14 protein-coding genes, 15 tRNA genes and 3 rRNA genes are annotated in these 23,750 nt (G+C 41.3%); 4 read left to right on the top strand and 28 right to left on the bottom strand.

The window, feature by feature from the left end; genetic code table 11:
* Positions 1-168: 168 nt before the first annotated feature.
* From QE429_RS20730 to QE429_RS20820, 19 genes are all read right to left on the bottom strand, one after another.
* A tRNA-Leu gene (locus QE429_RS20730) sits at positions 169-249 on the bottom strand.
* Between the two features lie 24 nt (positions 250-273).
* A tRNA-Leu gene (locus QE429_RS20735) sits at positions 274-359 on the bottom strand.
* A gap of 38 nt (positions 360-397) precedes the next feature.
* Positions 398-471: transfer RNA gene (locus tag QE429_RS20740), tRNA-Cys, on the bottom strand.
* Positions 472-479: 8 nt separating this feature from the next.
* Positions 480-554, bottom strand: a tRNA-Gly gene (locus tag QE429_RS20745).
* 4 nt (positions 555-558) lie between these two features.
* Positions 559-633, bottom strand: a tRNA-Gln gene (locus tag QE429_RS20750).
* Positions 634-658: 25 nt separating this feature from the next.
* Positions 659-734 (bottom strand) — tRNA-His (locus QE429_RS20755).
* Positions 735-745: 11 nt separating this feature from the next.
* Positions 746-819: transfer RNA gene (locus QE429_RS20760), tRNA-Trp, on the bottom strand.
* A gap of 5 nt (positions 820-824) precedes the next feature.
* Positions 825-909 (bottom strand) — tRNA-Tyr (locus tag QE429_RS20765).
* Between the two features lie 27 nt (positions 910-936).
* Positions 937-1,012 (bottom strand) — tRNA-Phe (locus tag QE429_RS20770).
* Positions 1,013-1,018: 6 nt separating this feature from the next.
* Positions 1,019-1,095: transfer RNA gene (locus tag QE429_RS20775), tRNA-Asp, on the bottom strand.
* A 3-nt stretch (positions 1,096-1,098) separates the two neighbouring features.
* Positions 1,099-1,172 (bottom strand) — tRNA-Met (locus QE429_RS20780).
* Positions 1,173-1,324: 152 nt separating this feature from the next.
* Positions 1,325-1,400, bottom strand: a tRNA-Val gene (locus QE429_RS20785).
* A gap of 4 nt (positions 1,401-1,404) precedes the next feature.
* Positions 1,405-1,479 (bottom strand) — tRNA-Glu (locus QE429_RS20790).
* 18 nt (positions 1,480-1,497) lie between these two features.
* A tRNA-Ser gene (locus QE429_RS20795) sits at positions 1,498-1,589 on the bottom strand.
* Between the two features lie 8 nt (positions 1,590-1,597).
* Positions 1,598-1,672: transfer RNA gene (locus tag QE429_RS20800), tRNA-Asn, on the bottom strand.
* Between the two features lie 13 nt (positions 1,673-1,685).
* A 5S ribosomal RNA gene (gene rrf / locus QE429_RS20805) occupies positions 1,686-1,802 on the bottom strand.
* Between the two features lie 131 nt (positions 1,803-1,933).
* Positions 1,934-4,869: ribosomal RNA gene (locus tag QE429_RS20810) — 23S ribosomal RNA — on the bottom strand.
* Positions 4,870-5,220: 351 nt separating this feature from the next.
* A 16S ribosomal RNA gene (locus QE429_RS20815) occupies positions 5,221-6,758 on the bottom strand.
* Together the 16S, 23S and 5S rRNA genes with 15 tRNA genes alongside form the textbook arrangement of a ribosomal RNA operon.
* A gap of 270 nt (positions 6,759-7,028) precedes the next feature.
* Positions 7,029-7,904 carry a nucleotidyltransferase-like protein gene (locus QE429_RS20820; RefSeq protein ID WP_307289757.1) on the bottom strand — a complete coding sequence of 292 codons (876 nt, stop codon included), beginning with the start codon at positions 7,902-7,904 and terminating at the stop codon, positions 7,029-7,031.
* Between the two features lie 149 nt (positions 7,905-8,053).
* On the opposite strand from QE429_RS20820, the gene QE429_RS20825 reads away from it, so the two are divergent.
* Entirely contained in the window at positions 8,054-8,398 is a 345-nt protein-coding gene (locus QE429_RS20825) for a YgzB family protein (protein WP_307289758.1), read from the top strand.
* 84 nt (positions 8,399-8,482) lie between these two features.
* Here the strand turns inward: QE429_RS20825 and perR are convergent, their stop codons facing one another.
* From perR to QE429_RS20860, 7 genes are all read right to left on the bottom strand, one after another.
* Entirely contained in the window at positions 8,483-8,920 is a 438-nt protein-coding gene (perR, locus tag QE429_RS20830; RefSeq protein ID WP_307289759.1) for a peroxide-responsive transcriptional repressor PerR, read from the bottom strand.
* Positions 8,921-9,026: 106 nt separating this feature from the next.
* Positions 9,027-9,581: a cob(I)yrinic acid a,c-diamide adenosyltransferase gene (locus QE429_RS20835; protein WP_307289760.1), complete on the bottom strand. Its 555-nt coding sequence runs from the start codon at positions 9,579-9,581 to the stop codon at positions 9,027-9,029.
* 276 nt (positions 9,582-9,857) lie between these two features.
* A complete protein-coding gene (gene bcp, locus QE429_RS20840) occupies positions 9,858-10,328 on the bottom strand; it encodes a thioredoxin-dependent thiol peroxidase (protein WP_307289762.1) in 471 nt (156 codons plus the stop codon).
* An 83-nt stretch (positions 10,329-10,411) separates the two neighbouring features.
* The gene (locus QE429_RS20845; protein WP_307289764.1) at positions 10,412-10,804 is read right to left on the bottom strand and encodes an ion channel; all 393 of its coding nucleotides are present in this window, start codon (positions 10,802-10,804) and stop codon (positions 10,412-10,414) included.
* A gap of 113 nt (positions 10,805-10,917) precedes the next feature.
* Positions 10,918-11,703, bottom strand: coding sequence for an ABC transporter permease (locus QE429_RS20850; RefSeq protein ID WP_307289766.1), 786 nt, complete (start codon positions 11,701-11,703; stop codon positions 10,918-10,920).
* Between the two features lie 3 nt (positions 11,704-11,706).
* Positions 11,707-12,498, bottom strand: coding sequence for an ABC transporter permease (locus tag QE429_RS20855; RefSeq protein WP_307289768.1), 792 nt, complete (start codon positions 12,496-12,498; stop codon positions 11,707-11,709).
* Positions 12,499-13,506 carry an ABC transporter ATP-binding protein gene (locus QE429_RS20860; protein WP_307289770.1) on the bottom strand — a complete coding sequence of 336 codons (1,008 nt, stop codon included), beginning with the start codon at positions 13,504-13,506 and terminating at the stop codon, positions 12,499-12,501.
* Between the two features lie 169 nt (positions 13,507-13,675).
* Here QE429_RS20860 and QE429_RS20865 point away from each other — a divergent pair, with 169 nt between their 5' ends.
* The 3 genes from QE429_RS20865 (at position 13,676) to QE429_RS20875 (ending at position 21,023) form a co-directional block, all read left to right on the top strand.
* Positions 13,676-14,971 carry a glutamate-1-semialdehyde 2,1-aminomutase gene (locus QE429_RS20865; protein ID WP_307289773.1) on the top strand — a complete coding sequence of 432 codons (1,296 nt, stop codon included), beginning with the start codon at positions 13,676-13,678 and terminating at the stop codon, positions 14,969-14,971.
* Positions 14,972-15,294: 323 nt separating this feature from the next.
* On the top strand, positions 15,295-19,764 hold the full coding sequence (locus tag QE429_RS20870) for a glutamate synthase-related protein (protein ID WP_307289775.1): 4,470 nt from the start codon (positions 15,295-15,297) through the stop codon (positions 19,762-19,764).
* A 185-nt stretch (positions 19,765-19,949) separates the two neighbouring features.
* Positions 19,950-21,023 (top strand): FUSC family protein, encoded by a 1,074-nt coding sequence (locus QE429_RS20875; protein WP_307289777.1) that lies wholly within the window; start codon positions 19,950-19,952, stop codon positions 21,021-21,023.
* Between the two features lie 177 nt (positions 21,024-21,200).
* Here QE429_RS20875 and QE429_RS20880 read toward each other — a convergent pair whose 3' ends face one another.
* Positions 21,201-22,970, bottom strand: a complete 1,770-nt coding sequence (locus QE429_RS20880) for an ABC transporter ATP-binding protein (RefSeq protein ID WP_307289778.1) — start codon at positions 22,968-22,970, stop codon at positions 21,201-21,203.
* Positions 22,971-23,055: 85 nt separating this feature from the next.
* On the bottom strand, positions 23,056-23,586 hold the full coding sequence (gene ntdP, locus QE429_RS20885; protein WP_307289779.1) for a nucleoside tri-diphosphate phosphatase: 531 nt from the start codon (positions 23,584-23,586) through the stop codon (positions 23,056-23,058).
* Between the last annotated feature and the right edge of the window lie 164 nt (positions 23,587-23,750).

Consider the following 23,750-nt stretch of genomic DNA (forward strand, 5'->3'; position numbering starts at 1 on the left):
GCTTCTACGTTACCGTCTCGCTTTCATTTACCTATTTGGGACACGTAGATCCCTTCTACGTTACCGTACTCGCTTATTTTTACCTATCTCGGGTACGTACACATTTAATTAAATTCCTTTTACACAAAAAACACTTCCTATAATCAAATAGGAAGTGTTTTGCATTGATACCGGTGGTCGGGGTCGAACCGACACTCCAGAGGAACACGATTTTGAGTCGTGCGCGTCTGCCAATTCCGCCACACCGGCATATTAAAATATTTTGTAAATCAGTGCCGAGGACCGGAATCGAACCGGTACGGTAGTCACCTACCGCAGGATTTTAAGTCCTGTGCGTCTGCCAGTTCCGCCACCCCGGCGTATATAAAAAGTAGATTATGCACTGTATAAATTTTTATGGAGGCGGCAACCGGATTCGAACCGGTGGTAAAGGTTTTGCAGACCTCTGCCTTACCACTTGGCTATGCCGCCGTAAATTATGGAGCGGAAGACGGGATTCGAACCCGCGACCCCCACCTTGGCAAGGTGGTGTTCTACCACTGAACTACTTCCGCAAAATGGCTGGGCTAGCTGGATTTGAACCAACGCATGTCGCAGTCAAAGTGCGATGCCTTACCGCTTGGCTATAGCCCAATGCTCAATTAATTAAAAAATATTATGGGGCGACTGATGGGAATCGAACCCACGAATGCCTGAACCACAATCAGGTGCGTTAACCACTTCGCCACAATCGCCACAATATTATTGGCAGGGGTAGTAGGAATCGAACCCACACCAAAGGTTTTGGAGACCTTCGTTCTACCTTTAAACTATACCCCTATATATGGTGGAGGGGGACGGATTCGAACCGCCGAACCCGGAGGGAGCGGATTTACAGTCCGCCGCGTTTAGCCACTTCGCTACCCCTCCACATATAAAATGTTTCATAAAAATTAATGGTGGCTCAGGACGGAATCGAACCGCCGACACAAGGATTTTCAGTCCTTTGCTCTACCGACTGAGCTACTGAGCCAACATATGGCGGTCTGGACGGGACTCGAACCCGCGACCTCCTGCGTGACAGGCAGGCATTCTAACCAACTGAACTACCAGACCATATTGCGGGGACAGGATTTGAACCTGCGACCTTCGGGTTATGAGCCCGACGAGCTACCAGACTGCTCCACCCCGCGACGGTAAAAAATATTACTAATGTTAATGCCCATAGTTTGTATGGACTGTATCAATCTCAGTTAGTATATTCAAGTAGTAACTCGATTGATACAACTCGCAGATTATTCACGGATGCAACGCTCGTTGCTCCACCCCGCGACAATAATATTGATGGTGGAGGATGACGGGATCGAACCGCCGACCCTCTGCTTGTAAGGCAGATGCTCTCCCAGCTGAGCTAATCCTCCATAATGGTGACCCCTACGGGATTCGAACCCGTGTTACCGCCGTGAAAGGGCGGTGTCTTAACCGCTTGACCAAGGGGCCATATCGCAATAAATTTAATGGCGGAGAGCAAGGGATTTGAACCCTTGAGACAGGGTTACCCGCCTACACGATTTCCAATCGTGCTCCTTCGGCCACTCGGACAGCTCTCCAAAAGAAATGGCTCCGCAGGTAGGACTCGAACCTACGACCGATCGGTTAACAGCCGATAGCTCTACCACTGAGCTACTGCGGAATATTTTAAAACAGCCTGGCAACGTCCTACTCTCACAGGGACTTTCGTCCCAACTACCATCGGCGCTGAGAAGCTTAACTTCCGTGTTCGGTATGGGAACGGGTGTGACCTTCTCGCCATAATTACCAGACCATTTATTCGACACTATTTTATTATAATGTCTTTTTCATATTTTGCAAGAGAATTTTTTAAAAAAATTCATTCCCTCAAAACTAGATAATGAAGAAGAAAATTCAATAAACATGTGAGTTCGCTAAAAACTTGGTTAAGTCCTCGAACGATTAGTATCAGTCAGCTCCACATGTTACCATGCTTCCACCTCTGACCTATCAACCTGATCATCTTTCAGGGTTCTTACTAGCTTGACGCTATGGGAAATCTCATCTTGAGGGGGGCTTCATGCTTAGATGCTTTCAGCACTTATCCCGTCCGCACATAGCTACCCAGCGATGCCTTTGGCAAGACAACTGGTACACCAGCGGTGCGTCCATCCCGGTCCTCTCGTACTAAGGACAGCTCCTCTCAAATTTCCTACGCCCACGACGGATAGGGACCGAACTGTCTCACGACGTTCTGAACCCAGCTCGCGTACCGCTTTAATGGGCGAACAGCCCAACCCTTGGGACCGACTACAGCCCCAGGATGCGATGAGCCGACATCGAGGTGCCAAACCTCCCCGTCGATGTGGACTCTTGGGGGAGATAAGCCTGTTATCCCCGGGGTAGCTTTTATCCGTTGAGCGATGGCCCTTCCATGCGGAACCACCGGATCACTAAGCCCGACTTTCGTCCCTGCTCGACTTGTAGGTCTCGCAGTCAAGCTCCCTTGTGCCTTTACACTCTACGAATGATTTCCAACCATTCTGAGGGAACCTTTGGGCGCCTCCGTTACTCTTTAGGAGGCGACCGCCCCAGTCAAACTGCCCACCTGACACTGTCTCCCACCCCGATAAGGGGTGCGGGTTAGAATTTCAATACAGCCAGGGTAGTATCCCACCGACGCCTCCACCGAAGCTAGCGCTCCGGCTTCTACGGCTCCTACCTATCCTGTACAAGCTGTACCAAAATTCAATATCAGGCTACAGTAAAGCTCCACGGGGTCTTTCCGTCCTGTCGCGGGTAACCTGCATCTTCACAGGTACTATAATTTCACCGAGTCTCTCGTTGAGACAGTGCCCAGATCGTTACGCCTTTCGTGCGGGTCGGAACTTACCCGACAAGGAATTTCGCTACCTTAGGACCGTTATAGTTACGGCCGCCGTTTACTGGGGCTTCGATTCAGAGCTTCGCTTGCGCTAACCCCTCCTCTTAACCTTCCAGCACCGGGCAGGCGTCAGCCCCTATACTTCGCCTTGCGGCTTCGCAGAGACCTGTGTTTTTGCTAAACAGTCGCCTGGGCCTATTCACTGCGGCTCTTCGAGGCTATTCACCTCAAAAAGCACCCCTTCTCCCGAAGTTACGGGGTCATTTTGCCGAGTTCCTTAACGAGAGTTCTCTCGCTCACCTTAGGATTCTCTCCTCGCCTACCTGTGTCGGTTTGCGGTACGGGCACCTTTTATCTCGCTAGAGGCTTTTCTTGGCAGTGTGGAATCAGGAACTTCGGTACTAAATTTCCCTCGCTATCACAGCTCAGCCTTTACGGAAAGCGGATTTTCCTACTTTCCAGCCTAACTGCTTAGACGCGCATATCCAACAGCGCGCTTACCCTATCCTCCTGCGTCCCCCCATCACTCAAACGATAAAGAGGTGGTACAGGAATATCAACCTGTTGTCCATCGCCTACGCCTTTCGGCCTCGGCTTAGGTCCCGACTAACCCTGAGCGGACGAGCCTTCCTCAGGAAACCTTAGGCATACGGTGGATGAGATTCTCACTCATCTTTCGCTACTCATACCGGCATTCTCACTTCTAAGCGCTCCACCAGTCCTTACGGTCTAGCTTCAACGCCCTTAGAACGCTCTCCTACCACTGACATCTACGATGTCAATCCACAGCTTCGGTGTTACGTTTAGCCCCGGTACATTTTCGGCGCAGAGTCACTCGACCAGTGAGCTATTACGCACTCTTTAAATGGTGGCTGCTTCTAAGCCAACATCCTGGTTGTCTAAGCAACTCCACATCCTTTTCCACTTAACGTAAACTTTGGGACCTTAGCTGGTGGTCTGGGCTGTTTCCCTTTTGACTACGGATCTTATCACTCGCAGTCTGACTCCCACGGATAAGTCTTTGGCATTCGGAGTTTGTCTGAATTCGGTAACCCGATGAGGGCCCCTAGTCCAAACAGTGCTCTACCTCCAAGACTCTAACAACGTGAGGCTAGCCCTAAAGCTATTTCGGAGAGAACCAGCTATCTCCAAGTTCGATTGGAATTTCTCCGCTACCCACACCTCATCCCCGCACTTTTCAACGTGCGTGGGTTCGGGCCTCCATCCAGTGTTACCTGGACTTCACCCTGGACATGGGTAGATCACCTGGTTTCGGGTCTACGACCACATACTCATTCGCCCTATTCAGACTCGCTTTCGCTGCGGCTCCGTCTCTTCAACTTAACCTTGCATGGGATCGTAACTCGCCGGTTCATTCTACAAAAGGCACGCTATCACCCATTAACGGGCTCTAACTACTTGTAGGCACACGGTTTCAGGAACTATTTCACTCCCCTTCCGGGGTGCTTTTCACCTTTCCCTCACGGTACTGGTTCACTATCGGTCACTAGGGAGTATTTAGCCTTGGGAGATGGTCCTCCCTGCTTCCGACCGGATTTCACGTGTCCGGCCGTACTCAGGATCCACTCAGGAGGGAACGAAGTTTCGACTACAGGGTTTTCACCTTCTCTGACGGGCCTTTCCAGGCCGCTTCATCTACCCCGTTCCTTTGTAACTCCATGTAGAGTGTCCTACAACCCCAAGAGGCAAGCCTCTTGGTTTGGGCTATGTCCCGTTTCGCTCGCCGCTACTCAGGGAATCGCGTTTGCTTTCTCTTCCTCCGGGTACTTAGATGTTTCAGTTCCCCGGGTATGCCTTCAATACCCTATGTATTCAGGTAAAGATACTGTTCCATTACGAACAGTGGGTTTCCCCATTCGGAAATCTCTGGATCAAAGCTTACTTACAGCTCCCCAAAGCATATCGGTGTTAGTCCCGTCCTTCATCGGCTCCTAGTGCCAAGGCATTCACCGTGCGCCCTTTCTAACTTAACCTAAAAGGTTTATTACTCTATATATAATAGAGAGAAAACTAAAATGGCGATTACTCGATGTCTCTTGACTTTCTTCTTTACGATTATCTAGTTTTCAAAGAACGAGGCTACTGATTTCAATCACAACGTGATTAAACTTCAGAGCTTTACATCATGCTGCCTTGCGACGAGCTGAAGAGTTACCTCTTCGAATATGCTATAGCGCAGGAGCAAAGCAATTATTAAGAACGTTTAAATCTAGTTGTAAAAGACCAACTAGGCAGAGAGAAATTGCACTCTCAAAACTAAACAAACAGAAAACAATCAAACAAACATGTTTTGTCTGGCTCATAGGTCCAGCTTATATCCTTAGAAAGGAGGTGATCCAGCCGCACCTTCCGATACGGCTACCTTGTTACGACTTCACCCCAATCATCTGTCCCACCTTAGGCGGCTGGCTCCTTACGGTTACCCCACCGACTTCGGGTGTTACAAACTCTCGTGGTGTGACGGGCGGTGTGTACAAGGCCCGGGAACGTATTCACCGCGGCATGCTGATCCGCGATTACTAGCGATTCCGGCTTCATGTAGGCGAGTTGCAGCCTACAATCCGAACTGAGAATGGTTTTATGGGATTGGCTAAACCTCGCGGTCTTGCAGCCCTTTGTACCATCCATTGTAGCACGTGTGTAGCCCAGGTCATAAGGGGCATGATGATTTGACGTCATCCCCACCTTCCTCCGGTTTGTCACCGGCAGTCACCTTAGAGTGCCCAACTGAATGCTGGCAACTAAGATCAAGGGTTGCGCTCGTTGCGGGACTTAACCCAACATCTCACGACACGAGCTGACGACAACCATGCACCACCTGTCACTCTGTCCCCCGAAGGGGAAAGTCCTATCTCTAGGAGTGTCAGAGGATGTCAAGACCTGGTAAGGTTCTTCGCGTTGCTTCGAATTAAACCACATGCTCCACCGCTTGTGCGGGCCCCCGTCAATTCCTTTGAGTTTCAGCCTTGCGGCCGTACTCCCCAGGCGGAGTGCTTAATGCGTTAGCTGCAGCACTAAGGGGCGGAAACCCCCTAACACTTAGCACTCATCGTTTACGGCGTGGACTACCAGGGTATCTAATCCTGTTTGCTCCCCACGCTTTCGCGCCTCAGCGTCAGTTACAGACCAGAAAGCCGCCTTCGCCACTGGTGTTCCTCCACATCTCTACGCATTTCACCGCTACACGTGGAATTCCGCTTTCCTCTTCTGCACTCAAGTCCCCCAGTTTCCAATGACCCTCCACGGTTGAGCCGTGGGCTTTCACATCAGACTTAAAGGACCGCCTGCGCGCGCTTTACGCCCAATAATTCCGGACAACGCTTGCCACCTACGTATTACCGCGGCTGCTGGCACGTAGTTAGCCGTGGCTTTCTGGTTAGGTACCGTCAAGGTACCGGCAGTTACTCCGGTACTTGTTCTTCCCTAACAACAGAGCTTTACGACCCGAAGGCCTTCATCGCTCACGCGGCGTTGCTCCATCAGACTTTCGTCCATTGTGGAAGATTCCCTACTGCTGCCTCCCGTAGGAGTCTGGGCCGTGTCTCAGTCCCAGTGTGGCCGATCACCCTCTCAGGTCGGCTACGCATCGTCGCCTTGGTGAGCCGTTACCTCACCAACTAGCTAATGCGCCGCGGGCCCATCTGTAAGTGTCAGCCGAAACCGACTTTCAGCTTTCCCTCATGTGAGGAAAAGGATTATCCGGTATTAGCACCGGTTTCCCGGTGTTATCCCAGTCTTACAGGCAGGTTGCCCACGTGTTACTCACCCGTCCGCCGCTAACCACCGAAGTGGTCCGCTCGACTTGCATGTATTAGGCACGCCGCCAGCGTTCGTCCTGAGCCAGGATCAAACTCTCCAAGAAAGTTGATTAGCTCTGAATAGTTACGTTGGCTAACTTCAATTAAGAAGTTAAATATTATTGTTTGTTGACGTTTTTGTTTGTTTAGTTTTCAAAGAACAATTTCAGTATCACTCGTAAGCGACTTTATTAATTTATCATAAAGTTATTAACGATGTCAACCTCTTTTTTAAGAAAAACCGTCACCCGCGAAAGCTTTAAATATTTGTTCCGCAGCGACGGTTATTAATATACCAAGGAATAAACAAAAGGTCAATAGGGTTTATTGTTTTTTTACGATAATTTTTTTGCCGCCTTGTAACAACGATGAAAAACACCATGCCCCTTTGTTTCAACATTAACAATATCTATCAAATGTTTTTCAATCAGATACTCTATTAAGACCGCTAAATCTACAGAGTATGGTATTAATTCTTTTTCATTCATGATTTCATTAAATAACCAATGTTCCTTACTGCTAAGCACCTCTAATAAATGAACACTACAGATTGATGTTCTGGAATGAATCATAAATTCACTCGCCAAAAATAATAGTTCCAGTCGTTTCTCTAGTGTTTCTTCACTATTTACAAGTTCTTCATACAACTTGTATATTTCCGGTTCAATCTGTTTCACTTGGTGCCAAACAGTCAACTCTGGATGAAGGCCATTTTCTATTACAGCTAATCTCGCTAGATGGTGTAGGGAGTGAACCACATGATTATAAGCATCCAAAAACTGTTTGCTTTCAAATAGGGCTTTTCCATCTACATACCGACGGATTAACTTAGCAAACTCTAAACCCATCTTGACTTTTCGTCCGTTAAATGGAAATTCACGTAATTCTGTCTTTAAATTAGCTACATATTCATTTCGATCAAAAAGAATTTTTGCCTCATGGAGCCATTCGAAAATTTTACGATTTGTACCAAGTAGGATCCATTCTTTCAACTGATCTTCAGCAATTATATGCATGGCTGCTTTTTTATTATCATAGGTGTAATGTTTAATAAATACTTGCCTTTCCGCCTCTTTGACAATAACTAGTAAAATAACATCAAAGGAATCAGTAATATGACTTAATTTTTGTTTTTTTTCAATTAACAAAACTCCAAGGGTATTTGACTGGCTCGCCCTCTCTTGATAAATAGGCCGAAGGATGTCTTCCATTCATCATTCCTCCAATTTTTTCGGGTATATATAGGTTCGACAGTAAAAACAGATTTCCTTCTTTCATCAAAGACAAACTTCGACATTCTTCTATGTAACCTTTTTTCTCCATAGATAAATATGATATAGTTTCTCTAGGAGGGAGTAACATGGCAAAATATTCGAGTAAAATAAATAAAATTCGTACCTTTGCACTTTCATTGATTTTTATTGGCTTTATTGTTATGTATGGTGGAATCTATTTTCGTACCTCACCAGTTATTATGACCATATTTATGCTTTTAGGTCTAATTTTTATTATCGCAAGTACAGTCGTATATTTCTGGATTGGGATGTTATCGACAAAATCTATTCAAGTAAAGTGTCCGAGCTGTGGTAGGGCAACTAAAATGCTTGGTAAAGTTGATATGTGTATGTATTGTCGAGAACCACTAACACTTGATCAGGCACTTGAAGGTAAAGAGTTCAACGAATCCTATAATAGTAAAAAATAAAAAGAGGATGACTTACCGTACGCTTTTGCAACGTACAGTACAGTCACCCTCTTTTTATTGTAAAAGAAGACCACTCACAAAAAATTAATGGACATCTTTACTTGCACAATCAGGGCAAGTTCCATAAATCTCCATGCGGTGATTTTCCACTTTAAATCCTGTAACATGTGAAGCTAGATGCTCCACTTCATCAAGTCCTGGATAATGGAAATCAACAATCTTTCCGCATTCCTCACAAATAACATGATAATGGTGGGATGTAACAAAATCAAAACGGCTTGATGCATCACCATAGGTTAATTCCTTAACTAGACCGACTTCACGAAATACTCGTAAATTATTGTAAACTGTCGCCACACTCATATTAGGGAATTTTCCTTCTAACGCTTTATAAATATCATCAGCTGTAGGATGTGACATTGAGTTTATTAAATATTCAAGTATCGCATGACGTTGTGGAGTAATCCGAACTCCAGTTTCCTTTAAGGTATCCAACGCTTCTTTTAACTGAGTCATCGCCATGCACCTCTTTTCTAAAAAATATTCTTAGATTATAATTGTTATAATTAATTTTACTAACATATTTATACTTTTGTCAATATTGCAACCTAACAAACCCCTTGATTCACTACTTTTTTTCATGTAAGGTTTGTTCATTTATCCCTAATCGGTTATTTACGTAGCGAGCAGTGATAAACAAGAAATCTGATAAACGATTTAAGTAAGATAAAACAAGAGGATTTACATCCTCACCTAATGAAACTGCACACCTTTCAGCTCTTCTAGCGATCGTACGAGCTACATGAAACGCAGCAGCTGCAGGATGACCTCCAGGCAAAATAAAATTTGTTAATTCAGAAAGCATAACATTCCAATCATCAATTTGCTTTTCCATTTCCTCTATATCAGAAGAAGCGAGTGACCACTTTACTACCTTTCCTTTCGGAGTTGCCAATTCTGCCCCAACATGAAAAAGATTTGTTTGTATTTTATGATATGCATTTTCTAGTATTTCTTTCTCTTGGAAATTTTCATTCCTTAAATGACTAAGGGCAAGACCAATCATAGAATTTGCTTCATCACAGGTTCCATACGCTTCAACCCGCGCATCATTCTTTGACACTCTCTGACCGTAAATAAGAGATGTTGTTCCTTTATCCCCTGTTTTTGTATAAATCTTCATACATTAATCCTCCCTATGTAATTTATTAGCTACAGTTTTATACACATATATTCAATTAATAACAGACTTTATGAGAAAAGTATGCGTTTTCTTCATCATAACACCATTATTAACTTAAGAAAACGGAATATAATCGACTCTTTTTAAGCAAAAAAAAATGGGTCACTATGGACCCAAAAGTTTATCTGAGGAGGTATGCCCTAATAAAATGATATTCAAAATACCTTTTCTTGCATTGGACAAATGCCTTTTCTAGAGAAAATAGGCTGGAACTTGTTAGTTTAAATTTTCGCGTATGTAAATTAACGCTTCTTCTACATGTCCCTTTACTTGAACCTTTCTCCATTCTTTAACTAGCTCGCCTTCTTTATTAATAATAAAGGTAGATCTTTCGATACCCATATATTCTTTGCCAAAGTTTTTCTTTAGTTTCCATACACCGTAGGCTTCAGCTACTTGTTGATCTATATCCGCTAAAAGCAGGAATGGCAACCCATATTTTTCAATAAACTTTTGATGACGAGCTGTCGGGTCGGGACTCACTCCTAAAATGACTGCATCAAGTTCATTAAACTTTTCAATCTGATCACGAAAATCACAGGCTTCTGTAGTGCACCCAGGGGTCATATCTTTAGGATAAAAATATAAGACCACGTTCGTACCACGAAAATCTGAAAGTGCAACAACCTCACCATTGCTCGCTTCCAACTTAAAATCAGGCGCTTGTTTCCCAATTTCAACTGTCATAATAATCACTCCATATGAAAAGATTCATTATTTATAGGGTAACGAATCTTTCTTGATAACACAAATATATCGTTATTATCGCCTTACTTTTCTCTTTCCAACATTACTTTTGCAACAAAGGCTGCGGGTAAGGTATATCCAATCAACGCTTCAATCACAGCAATAATTCTTCCTAATCCATTTGGCAAGACATCACCATTTCCTACAGAAAAAAGGGTCATTGCACTAAAATAAAAGCTTGTTTCAAAAATGTTATCTTTCGGATCCGGATTAACTTCCCTTAGAAGTGGCATGCCAATTAAATAAAACAATAGATAAATAAGTCCAAAGCCAATAATGATGGTTAAATATACTGTTCCTAAATAGAGAAAATTTTCGACTGACGCAAATTTACCCCTTATTGTATTCGGAATAAATAATGTTCGTAAGCTCATGAATATACAAAAAATCACAATTGGAAGCAAGAAATAGAACATAGCTGACCACCCCTGCATGGTAATGAGAGTTACTCTATCCTATGCAGGCTTGGCCCATAAAATAGCAAAAAACCAGGCAAAAACCTGGTTTTTTTCAAAAGTTAATAAAATGATTAATTTCCTGCTCCTCTATACTTCTTTACCCCTTGGTTCCAAATGAGGATTGATAGTGTAAAAAAGACTACACCTATTACTGGGGTTAAAAATGAATACCATAGCCATTCTTTTTTTCCAAGGAAGAAAGCCGCAGGGTATACGCCAACAAAGGCAAAAGGTAAAATCCAAGTTAAAACAAAACGGATTAATTTATTATAAATATTTACAGGATATCTTCCGTAACTGCTAATATTGTACATCATTGGCATAAGAGACGTTCGTGCATCTGCCCAAAAACTGATGCAGGCAATCATGATGAAGATTCCTCCATAGACAAGTGCACCACCTATGACAAAAACAAGAAAGAAAAATGGATCGTACCAATGGATTTCAAGATGTAAATGACTACCTGCATAGAACATAACCGCAAGTCCGGTTATAGCTCCCAATAAAGACTCCAATTCAATTCTCTCAAGAATAATCTGGAAGAGGCTATGAATAGGTCTTGTAAGGATGCGATCAAGTTCCCCCTTCACAATATACCTTTCATTGAAATCCCAAATATTAAAGAAAGCAGAAAAAACAGCTGAAGGTACAAGAAAAAAGCCATAAATAAAGATAATTTCATCTCTGCTCCAGCCATTAAGGAAACTCGTATGACCGAAAACTACTAAAATAAAAACGAGATTAATCGCTTGTGACAGTAAATCGGAAAAAAACTCTACAAATAGATCTGCCCGGTATTGGAATCTAGTTTTCATGTATTGCGCTGTATATTGAAAAAACATAGTTAAGTAAAACAATGTTTATCCTCCTTGAATAATCAACTGTTTCCTCGCCAAGTACCACAAAATTTGAATAGGAATAATTAAAACAATGACCCAAACAAATTGTTGCGTAATCGCTTCTAATGCCTGCTGGTGTGTGAAGCCCTTTGTCAAAATCATACTTGGAAAGTAGCTGATCCCTTGAAATGGAAGGAATTTCATAATCTCTTGTGCCCATCCGGGAAAGAAACTAATTGGCAAAAGAAGTCCTGAGAATAAGTCTATCACCACTCGTTTCGCACGTATCAAACCCGCATTATTATATAAGAAGAAAGTTGTAATTCCTGTTAATAGATTTAATTCCGTGTTGATAAAAAAGCTTAACAAAATGGAGAGAGCGAATAACCCCCATACACTTGGTTCCCACGTAAAGTGAATAGGAAAAATAAAATAAACAATAATCATCCCAGGTGCTGAAAAAAAGAACAGCCTAAAAATTCCTTCTCCTAGCCCTTGCATCGTCTTCATGGATAGATAATTGTAAGGTCTGATTAATTCGATTGCCACTTTCCCTTCCATTATTTCCAACGCCATCTCACGGTCAAGATTATTAAAATAAAACGCTCGTGCCATCCAAGAAACGGCAACATAAGTGGTCATTTGAATAACAGACAGTCCAACAATCTGTTCTTTCGATCCATAGATCGCATTCCATAAAAAATAATAAGCCCCTATATTAATGCTATAGATTAGAATCCCCGTATAGTAATTTGTCCGGTATGCTAGCATCATTAAAAAGCGGATTCTAATCATTTCTAAGTATTTATCCACTTACACAGCACCCTTCTCATAAATATTTCTTATAATCTCTTCCGTGGATGTCTCATTAATTTTAATATCCTTAATTTTAAATCCAGCAACCACTTTGGCTATTACCTGAGAGATGAGCTCATCATTGTCATCTAAAACAGCAATAAAAACCTGATCCTTTTCATCTAGTTCCCATTTAACAGGCAGGCCACTTGTTAGATTTCTAACAGCAGCAAGGTCTACTTTTTCTAGGAATTGAAAACGAAGTTCTTTTCCTTCTCCCCATTTTTCTTGAAGATTTTTTAAAGCACCATCATAGATGACTTTTCCTTCATCAAGCATAATTACCCGCTCACATAGCGCTTCGATGTCGGAAAGATCATGTGTAGTTAAAAGAATAGTTGTGTTATATTTCTCGTTAATTTCTTTTAAGAATTCACGAATTTTCAATTTCACGAGAACATCTAACCCAATTGTGGGTTCATCTAAGAATAATAATGGGGGATTATGAATTAGTGCAGCAGCAAGTTCACAACGCATCCTTTGTCCGAGAGATAATTTACGAACCGGTTTATCTAAAAGCGGCTCAATATCCAAGGTTTTTATGACATGGTTCATATGATCGTCGTAATGTTCATCTGTTACTTTATATACCTTTTTTAATAGACGAAACGATTCTTGCACAGCAATATCCCACCATAATTGTGAACGCTGGCCAAAAACAACTCCAATGGTTTGTACAAATTTTTCTCTTTCTTTATGGGGATTCATACCATTAACCAGGATTTCCCCTGACGTAGGTGTTAAAATGCCAGTGAGCATCTTAATGGTTGTTGATTTTCCAGCGCCATTTTCACCAATGTAACCAACCATCTCTCCTTGCCTTACTGAAAAATTTATATCATTTACAGCCGGAACCACTTTATAATTTCTAGTGAATAAATCCCTAAAGGCACCTTTTAAGCCACTTCTACTCGAATAGGATTTAAATTCTTTCCTTAGATTTTGTACTTCTATAACATTCTTCATCTAGTACCTCCCGAAGCATTGTAATACCTAAATCATTAGTTTAGCCAAATCAAGGGGTTAAAACAACTACACTGCACTGAGGCGGAATTTTCTAAAAGTTGAAATAGATAATAGACGAATAAAAAAGTGTTAGAATAGAAGGATAGAAATATTCTAAGGAGGAAAAATAGTGCAATTTACGAATTCCGAAACTATACATAATGAAGCTCTTAAACACATTGTTGGAGGAGTAAACAGCCCGTCTCGTTCCTACAAAGCGGTAGGCGGCGGCGCCCCGGTTGTAATGGAACGTGCCCAGGGTGCCTACTTTTGGGATGTTGACGGCAATCAATACATTGATTACCTCGCTGCATATGGTCCCATCATTACTGGCCATGCTCATCCACATATCACAAAAGCCATTACACGTGCAGCAGAAAGCGGCGTTCTTTACGGAACACCTACTCCACATGAAGTCAAATTTGCCAAAATGATTAAAGAAGCAATGCCAGCTTTGGATAAAGTTCGTTTTGTTAACTCTGGAACTGAAGCGGTAATGACCACCATTCGTGTTGCACGTGCCTACACAGGACGTGATAAAATAATCAAGTTTGCCGGTTGTTACCACGGTCATTCTGATCTTGTACTTGTTGCAGCCGGGTCAGGTCCGTCTACCCTCGGAACCCCAGATTCAGCAGGAGTACCGAAAAGTATCGCTCAAGAAGTCATTACTGTACCATTTAATGACATTGAACCATTTAAAGAAGCATTAGAAAAATGGGGAGATCAAATTGCTGCTGTATTAGTAGAACCTATTGTCGGGAACTTCGGCATTGTTGAACCTAAGCCTGGCTTCCTTCAACAAGTAAACGACCTAACACATGCTGCAGGGGCACTTGTTATTTACGATGAAGTTATTACAGCTTTTCGTTTTATGTACGGCGGTGCACAGGATTTATTAGGAATTAAACCTGATTTAACAGCACTAGGAAAGATTATTGGTGGAGGTCTCCCAATCGGCGCTTATGGCGGTAGAAAGGAAATCATGGAAAAGGTTGCTCCATTAGGTCCGGCATATCAAGCTGGGACAATGGCCGGAAACCCAGCCTCCATTCTTTCAGGAATCGCCTGCCTTGAAGTACTAAAACAAGAAGGCGTATACGAATATTTAGACCGCCTTGGTGCCATGCTTGAGGAAGGAATTTTAGCAGCTGCTAAAGAGTTCAACATTCAAATCACCATCAATAGACTTAAAGGTGCGTTTACCGTTTATTTTACAAATGAAACCATAGTGAATTATGAACAGGCAGAAAACACGGATGGAGAAATGTTCGCTAAGTTTTTCAAACTCATGCTACATCAGGGAATCAACCTTGCACCATCCAAATATGAGGCATGGTTCCTAACTATTGCACATACAGAAGAAGACGTAGAGGCGACATTACATGCAGTAAGAAATGCATTTTCTCAACTTAACAACGAATAAATATACATTTTTTATGCACAAAAGGGAGTGGGAATAACTCCCTTTTGTTTTTTGTATTTAAATGAAAACGTTTACACTAATGTATATTCCTCTTTTATCCACCTCAAAATTCCTATCCATTTCTTATCCAAAGTTTTGTATATTTATTTGATTTCTGAAAATTCATATGATACTATAAGATTATTATTATTTTTAATCCTTTAACCAAACACCCCGTTAAAGTATCAAATCGTTTCAAAACTTACTACAATAAGTAATTCTCTAATTATAAGTTTCATAGGAGGTGACTAGGCTTCGGCGGTAAATCCGTTAAGCCCTACAAAATGACACAAAAATGGAGCCCTTCCCTTTTTAAAGAATTCCATAAACAAGAACATGATGCCTGTGGTATAGTTGCGTGTCTTGAAAAATCAAAACAACCAACTAGAAAGAATATATTCGATTGTATTGACGCACTTGTAACGATGAATCACCGTGCTGGCTTTATTAATGGTGAAGGTGATGGAGTGGGGATCCATACGGATATTCCTATTAAGCTTTGGAAAGAAAAACTATCTCAAGCAGGCCTAGACCCGCTGCTTGTTGAAAAAGAAGGCTTTGCAGTTGGCCATGTTTTCGTTAGTCAGAAGGTCAACTGGGAATCTACTAAGCTGGAATTACTTGATAAGCTGGCTAAATATGAGTTTGAGGTAGTTTATGAGTCTAATGAAGTAACAGACCCTTCTGCCCTTGGTCCAATTGCTGTTCAGGAAAACCCTGTTTTCTGGCAATTCGCCTGTCTATCTCATAAAAAAGAGCGGGAATTAACGAAGGCTCTTTTTGAGACTCTTATTGACTTTGAAACGAATGAAGAAGTACACGTTGCATCTTTAAGCCAAAATCATGTCGTATATAAAGTAATGGGTGCTGGTGATATCCTACCTCGTTATTATTATGATTTAGCAAGCCCACTTGTAGCTTCCACTATGACACTTGGGCATAATCGTTATTCTACTAATACCTTATCAAGCTTTTTCCGAGTACAGCCTTTCAGTGTACTCGGGCATAATGGAGAAATTAACACCATTGCCAAGCTTCGTGATGAGGCGAAAATGATTGGCGTTCCACTTGTCAAAGATGGAAGTGACTCACAAGACTTAAGCCGTACAATGGAAACATTAATCTGTCGTGATGGATATTCCTTATTTGAAGCCATGGATCTATTGTTCCCACCAATTATTAATGAAATAAAAGCTTACTCTAGCGAATTACAAGATTTATATACTTATTTAAGAGAAGCCTGGGGACACTTTGCACAAGGTCCAGCAGGAATCATCTCTCGTTATGGGGATGAAGCAGTATTTAGCGTAGATGCCCTAGGGCTTCGTCCACTTTGGATGCTTGAAACAGAAAGCTCTTACCTATTCTCTTCTGAACCTGGAATCATTCCTTCAAGTGAGTACGTTAATGAGCCAAAGCCTCTAGCACCTGGTGAAAAGGTTGGTTTTAAATGGAATGGCGACACTCTAGATGTATATGAACAGGACCGCTTCCAAAAAGAAGTATATAACCGATTTTCTACGAAGTTAAACCTGAACGAGTCAAGACTACGCCTACATCCGCCTGTTTTAACTAAAACCGTGACAATGAGTTATCCAGATAAAATTCATAACGGCCAATATAAGGCTTTTGGCTGGGAACGTGATCACATTCAATTAATTGAACAAATGGCAGAAAAAGGTGTTGAACCCATTCGTTCTTTAGGTCATGATGCTCCACTTGCTGCCCTTAATCCGGAACGAGTAAATATCGCTGATTATATTAAGGAAAGTGTGGCAGTTGTTACGAACCCAGCTATTGACCGTGACCGGGAAACTGAGCATTTTTCAACTCGTGTAATTATCGGCCAACGCCCTACCTTATTTACACGGGAAAACCCTGCTACTGTTGTTGAATTGACTTCTCCCCTTCTAGTAGAAGGAAAAGCAGGATTCAGCTGTGCAGAAACTTTAGGACAGCCAAGCTTTGACCAATTAGTTCAGCATTTTCACGAACAAAAATTAGCTGCCTATATCTCAACTACCTTTAAGAAAGAGGAAACAGTTGATCAAGCACTAAATAGACTAGCTGACGAAGCAGTAAAGGCTGTTGAAGCTGGAAAAACGCTTCTCGTCCTGGACGATGCAAAAGCACATCAAGAGGACTCCTATTGGATTGATCCGCATCTAGTGACGTCCGCTATCGATCAGGCATTGGTAAAGGCTGAATTAAGAAGAAACTGTTCTTTATTGGTTCGCTCGGCAGCTATTCGCTCCCTGCATGACATTATTACTGTATTTGGATTAGGAGCAGATTTAGTTAGCCCATATTATATGTTCTTAACGATTCTTGATGAGTCGACAAAACCACTGGTTAACCTTTACAGCGCATTAACTAAAGGCTTAGAAAAAGTGATTTCGACGATCGGCATTCACGAGCTTCGCGGGTATGGAAGACTATTCTCAAGTATTGGGTTACATGAAACCATTGCAAATGTATTAAATATCGTTAACTTCTTTGGATCTAAAGAAATTGAAACTGATTTTGAAGCAATGAAGCTAGAAGCTTTTTCAAGAGCTGAGGATTACCGAAATGAGAAAGAAAGAGTCGGAAAGACCTTCCACCTCTTCCCACGTATTTGGAAAGCTATTGGGGAAGTTGCATCAACGGGTGATTATAGCGCTTATAGAGACAAAATTTCCGAGCAGGAAACACAAAATCCAACAACTATTCGACACTTGGTTCAGCTGAAGAAAAGCACAAAAACAGTTTCCCCTTCGGAAGTGGATCTTCGTGTAGGTGAACATGACTTACCGTTTATCATTTCTTCCATGTCGTTTGGTTCACAAAACGAAATAGCTTTTAGAGCCTATGCTGAAGGTGCAGACCGCTTAAATATGGTCAGCCTAAATGGAGAAGGCGGAGAAATCAAGGATATGCTTGGTAAATATCCAAAGACAAGAGGACAGCAAATTGCTTCAGGAAGATTCGGTGTGAATGCAGAGCTTCTCAACTCTTCTAATCTTCTAGAAATAAAAATTGGGCAAGGTGCTAAGCCTGGCGAAGGCGGCCACTTACCTGGTTCAAAAGTTACCGCAAAGGTTGCTGAGGCACGTAATGCAACACTGGGTTCCGACTTAATTTCGCCATCAAATAACCATGATATTTATTCAATTGAAGATTTAGCACAAATGATTCTTGAATTAAAGACTGCAAATGACCAAGCAAAAATTGCCGTCAAAGTTCCTGTTGTACCAAATATCGGAACCATTGCTGTAGGTATCGCAAAAGCAGGTGCAGATATTATTACACTAAGCGGTTTTGATGGCGGTACAGGTGCAGCAAGAATTCATGCTCTTCAACATGTAGGTTTACCTGTAGAAATTGGCGTCAAAGCAGCACATAATGCCCTACTTGAAAGCGGACTCCGCCATAAAGTAGAAATTTGGGCTGATGGTGGTATGAAGAGTGCGATGGACGTAATAAAAATTATGCTTCTTGGAGCAAACCGAGTTGGATTTGGAACCTTGGCAATGCTTTCTATTGGTTGTACGACCTGCCGTGGTTGTCATTTAGATACTTGCCATGTTGGAATCGCAACTCAAATTGAATCAGAAGCACAAGCGAAAGAACACGGTTTAAGACGCTTTGTACCACGACAATTTGATTTAGCTGTCCAAGGAATCATGAATCTCTTTACAGCCTTTGGAACAGAAGTAAAAGTACTCGCTGCTTCATTAGGAATTAAAAACCTACAGGATGCTGTTGGTCATTCTGAATTATTAGAGCAGGTAAAGGGTGAAGGTCAACTAAGCCTATCCTACCTATTGAAGCCGCTTGAAATCAGTCAATTTGCAAAAACAGCAGCTTCAAAATCTATCGAAGAAGTACAAATGCAAGTCGCTGTAGGCGCAGAGTATCTCGATGGAAGTGTAGATCAATTACATTCTTCGAGAGAATTCGAAAGTGTGACTTCTGAACAGCGTGTTCTTGGAAGCCGTGTTTCTTGTCACCGAGTTCGTGGCAGACTCGATGGTTCCTACAAGCAGCTTCCGCCGGTGCAGCTTAAGTATAAGGATGGATCAATTCCAGGAAACGGTTTAGGTGCCTATAATAGTGCCGGTATCGAGATTACTGTTAATGGCGGTGGTCAAGACGGTGTTGGTAAGACATCCTTTGGTGGAAATATCCACGTCCTAAAATCAAAGGGCAAGGATGGCCAATATTATAATGGATCCGTTGGAAAAGGCTTTGGATACGGTGCGCAAAAAGGGTTACTCGTTGCTCAAGGAAATGCTGATGCCCGTGCAGGAATTCGTCTTTCTGGTGCAGACTTAATCATTGGTGGTTCGGTGAAAAAACCAATTCCTCCTAAAGAGGCTGGAAATATTGGGTCAAATGCAAATATCAAAGGTTTTGCCTTTGAATACATGACCAATGGCCGTGGATTAGTTTTAGGTGATCCTGGTCCGTGGATTTGTGCCGGAATGACCGGTGGCGTCGTCTATATCCGTCACCAGCCTGAATTAGGGTTAACAAAAGAAGCCCTTCAAAGACGTATTGCTAAAGGCGCAAAGGTTTCCATTGCTAACTTAGATGAAAAAGGCAAACAGGATATTAATGAACTTTTAGGTAAATACACAGACTTGCTAGAACAGAATGGCCAGGAAAACGAAGCAAATCAACTTCGAAAACTGTTAACAGATTTGGATAACAATTTCGTGCAAATCCTCCCTGTTAAAGAACAAGCTGACCCATCTGTTTCAACAGAATGATTTGAAGATTATATGCGAAAACGTCCGCTCACAGCAGCGGACGTTTTATTTTTGCATTTTTTTGTCACAATTTGAATAGTTATTTCATATAATATCTCTTGATTATATTCAGTAATCCATGTATAGTACTAAAATGTGTTTGAACAGACTAGTATAAATCTTATTCTTGAAAGGAATTTATTTGGATGAAGTTAGGTGCCCGCATCTTAAAAACGGGAATTGCAATTGTATTATCCCTATATCTAAGTCAATTATTGCATTCGCCTTCTCCAGTCTTTGCTGGAATTGCCGCGATCTTTGCAATTCAACCGACCATATACCGCTCTTATTTAACAATTATTGAACAAGTACAAGGAAATATCATCGGCGCATTACTCGCTGTAATTTTTGTTCTTGTCCTTGGGAATCATTTTATTGTTATTGGATTGGCTGCTATTATTGTTATTCTTTTAAACCTTAAGCTTAAACTGGAAAACACTATTGGTCTTTCACTTGTTACGTTAATTTCCATTATGGAAACACATAGTGGTAGTTTTATTCAGTTTGCAGGAATCCGTTTCTCCACCATTATGATCGGTGTATTTTCGGCTTTCGTAGTCAATTTAGTATTTATGCCACCAAAATACGAAAACAAATTATATTTTAAAATTAGTACAACAACCGAGGAAATCATTAAGTGGATTCGCTTAAGCACTCGACATGACTTTGATCATCAACTTCTAAAGACCGACATCGATAAACTAAAAGATAGCTTAATTCAAATGGGCCAATTTTATTCGATGTATAAAGAAGAAAGAAGCTATTTCAAGAAGAATTCATTAGAAAAGTCCCGCAAGCTTGTCATATACCGCCAAATGTTATTAACAGCGAAAAAGGCATTAGATACATTAAAGCGACTGCATAGATTTGAAAATGAACTTTTACACCTGCCTGAAAAATTTCAACAAGCAATACAGGAACAGTTAGATTGTCTTATTTATCACCATGAACAATTAATGTTAAGATTCATAGGCAAAATTCCTACCTCCCCCTCTATTTCAGAAGGCAGTGTTTGTTTGGACAAAAAGGAACTTTTTGAAATGTTTTTAGTCTATCAGAAAGAAACCGAAGAACAAGATTCACCGCATCTTTACCATACTATGCAAATTATTGCCTCAATTATAGATTATAGTGAGCAGGTAGAGCACCTTAACACCTTAATTACAAGCTTTCATTCTTATCATGATAATGAATTATCAATTGAAGAAGAAAGCGAATAAGAAAAGCGCAAGCGCCTTGGTCAGCCCCGACAGGCAAATGTTCTTCGGCAATAAAAGTCCGCTTTTTGACTTTTATTGCCGAAGATTATTTGACCCGAGGGGCTAGGCGCTGGAGCTGGACAATTCTCGGAATCGAATTTTTTTATACTTCCTTGTAATGAAAGAAACCGAAGCAGATTATCCATCTGCTTCGGTTTCTTTATGTTCAAGTTGTTGGACCTGAAATAATTTATAGTAATTCCCCTGCTTGGCCATAAGTTCATCATGTGTTCCTACTTCAACTATTTGCCCATGCTCGATGAGTACAATTCGATTGGCATGAGTAATTGTTGATAATCTGTGAGCTACAATAAAGGTGGTTCGGTCTTTAGCTAACTCCTCTAGCGATTCTTGGATAGAGTGCTCACTTTCCAGATCCAACGCCGATGTCGCCTCATCCAGTATCAATATAGGAGGATTTTTCAAAAATACTCGAGCAATGGCAACCCGCTGCTTTTGACCACCGGATAACTTAACCCCTCGTTCACCAACCCTGGTGTCATACCCATCAGTTAGATTTAAGATAAATTCATGGGCATTAGCTGCCTTAGCTGCCCGATATACCTCTTCATCTGAAGCACCAGGCTTTCCTAATAAAATATTCTCTTTTACTGATTCACTGAATAGAATATTATCTTGAAACACAACTCCTATCTTATCCCGTAATGATTGCACTTTTAATTGGCGAATATCCATTCCGTCAAGCGTAATTCGCCCTTTTGTTATGTCATAAAATCGTGGAATCAAACTGACAAGAGTTGATTTTCCGCCACCGCTCATTCCTACAAACGCAATGGTTTCACCCTTTTTGACATGTAGGTTTATATCTTTTAGAACCATCTCATTATTTTGTTCGTAAGAAAAAGAAACATTTTCAAATGAAATATCGCCTTTTACATCCTTACATTCTTTGGCGTTGGGAGCGTCTATAATATCATATTTTTCATCTAAGAATTCAAATACCCGATCCATTGAGGCAAATGACTGGGTAATTGTGGTTGAGGAGTTTACTAATCTTCTTAATGGACTGTAAAGCTTGTCAATATAAGCAAAAAACGCAACCATGGTTCCGAGAGATAAATCCCCTTGGATGACTAAGTAAGCGGAATACCCAATTACGATTAAAGGAGCAATATCCGTAATCGTATTGACCGCGGAAAAAGACTTTGCATTCCAACTTGTATGCTGCAGGGCTTTTTCTAAAAAGTTCTTATTTTGTTTATCAAATTGTTTTTGTTCGTGCTCTTCAATAGCAAAACTTTTGATTACAGGCATGCCTTGGACCCGCTCATGGAGATAACTTTGGACCTCAGCCAATGCTTGAGAACGTGTTCTTGTAAGCGTGCGTAAATTACCGAAAAAGTATCTGACAGAAAAAGCGTAGAGAGGAAATAACAATACCGACACAACAGTCAGAGAAACATTCATATAAAACATTAAAATAATTGCTATAACAATAGTAGCAATATCCAGCCATAAGTTCATTAATCCTGATATAACAAATGTTTTAGTCTGCTCCACATCGTTAATTACTCTTGAGATAATTTCTCCAGCCCTTGTATTAGAGAAATATCGGAAGCTTAATTTTTGGATATGTGTATACATGGTATCACGAATGTCATAAAGGATTTTACTTGATGTCCATTGGGCGAAATATTGGCGGTAATATTCTATAGGCGGTCGAAGTACAACAAATACAACAATCATTACACCCATTATTAGCATTAGTTTATGAATCTTTTCATCATGGGTCAGTGCATGATTCCCTACTATATCATCGACAACATATTTAATCAGCATGGGAATAATCAGAGGTATAGAAAATTTTATTACACCTATAATTATAGTTCCTATAATTTGCAACCGATAGGGTTTAACAAATTGAAGGTATCGGCGAATACTACTCAACAGGATGTCCCTCTTTCATATAAAAATTAAAGCACAAACAAAAGAGGCTAACTCCTTTGCTTTTGAGTCAGCCTTAAGGTCACGATCAACGTCTATATGTTAAATAACGTTCGTACCAAATATCAATAAAATCTGGTGCAAAGGGTCCCTGACGCTGTCTTATCCATTGAATCAATTTTTCAACATTTCTTTTAAGGATTTGATCAATCACATCTGGGTAATTCATCTCACGTCGATGCCTCTCATATTCATCCTCGTCAAGTAAGTTAAAGGTCATATCAGGATATACTTTAATATCAAGGTCATAATCAATATACTTAAGTGCTTCACCATCAAAGATGAATGGCGAACTGATATTACAGTAATAATAAATGCCGTCCTCACGAATCATCCCAATTACATTAAACCAGTATTGAGAGTGGAAATAGCAAATAGCTGGTTCTCTGGTAATCCACGTTCTTCCATCTGATTCTGTTACAAGTGTCCGATCATTCCCACCAATCACCAAATTCTGAGATCCTTTTAATACGGTTGTTTCTTCCCAGACGCGATGGATGTGCCCATTGTGCTTATAGCTATGTATTTGCATTGGTTCACCTTCGATGGGTACGCCCATATTCTCCCCTACCTTCATTCCTGAACGCTTTGTAACCTATTCCAACCGTAAATAAAATAAATAACGACAAAAGGTAACAAAGTCCAATTCCTATTTATTATTATTATAACGGTTGAACCCAGAATTTAAAACAAAAGAGCCATAATTCGATGGCTCTTTGTAAA

Source organism: Bacillus sp. SORGH_AS_0510, from assembly GCF_030818775.1.
Classification (GTDB): domain Bacteria; phylum Bacillota; class Bacilli; order Bacillales; family Cytobacillaceae; genus Neobacillus.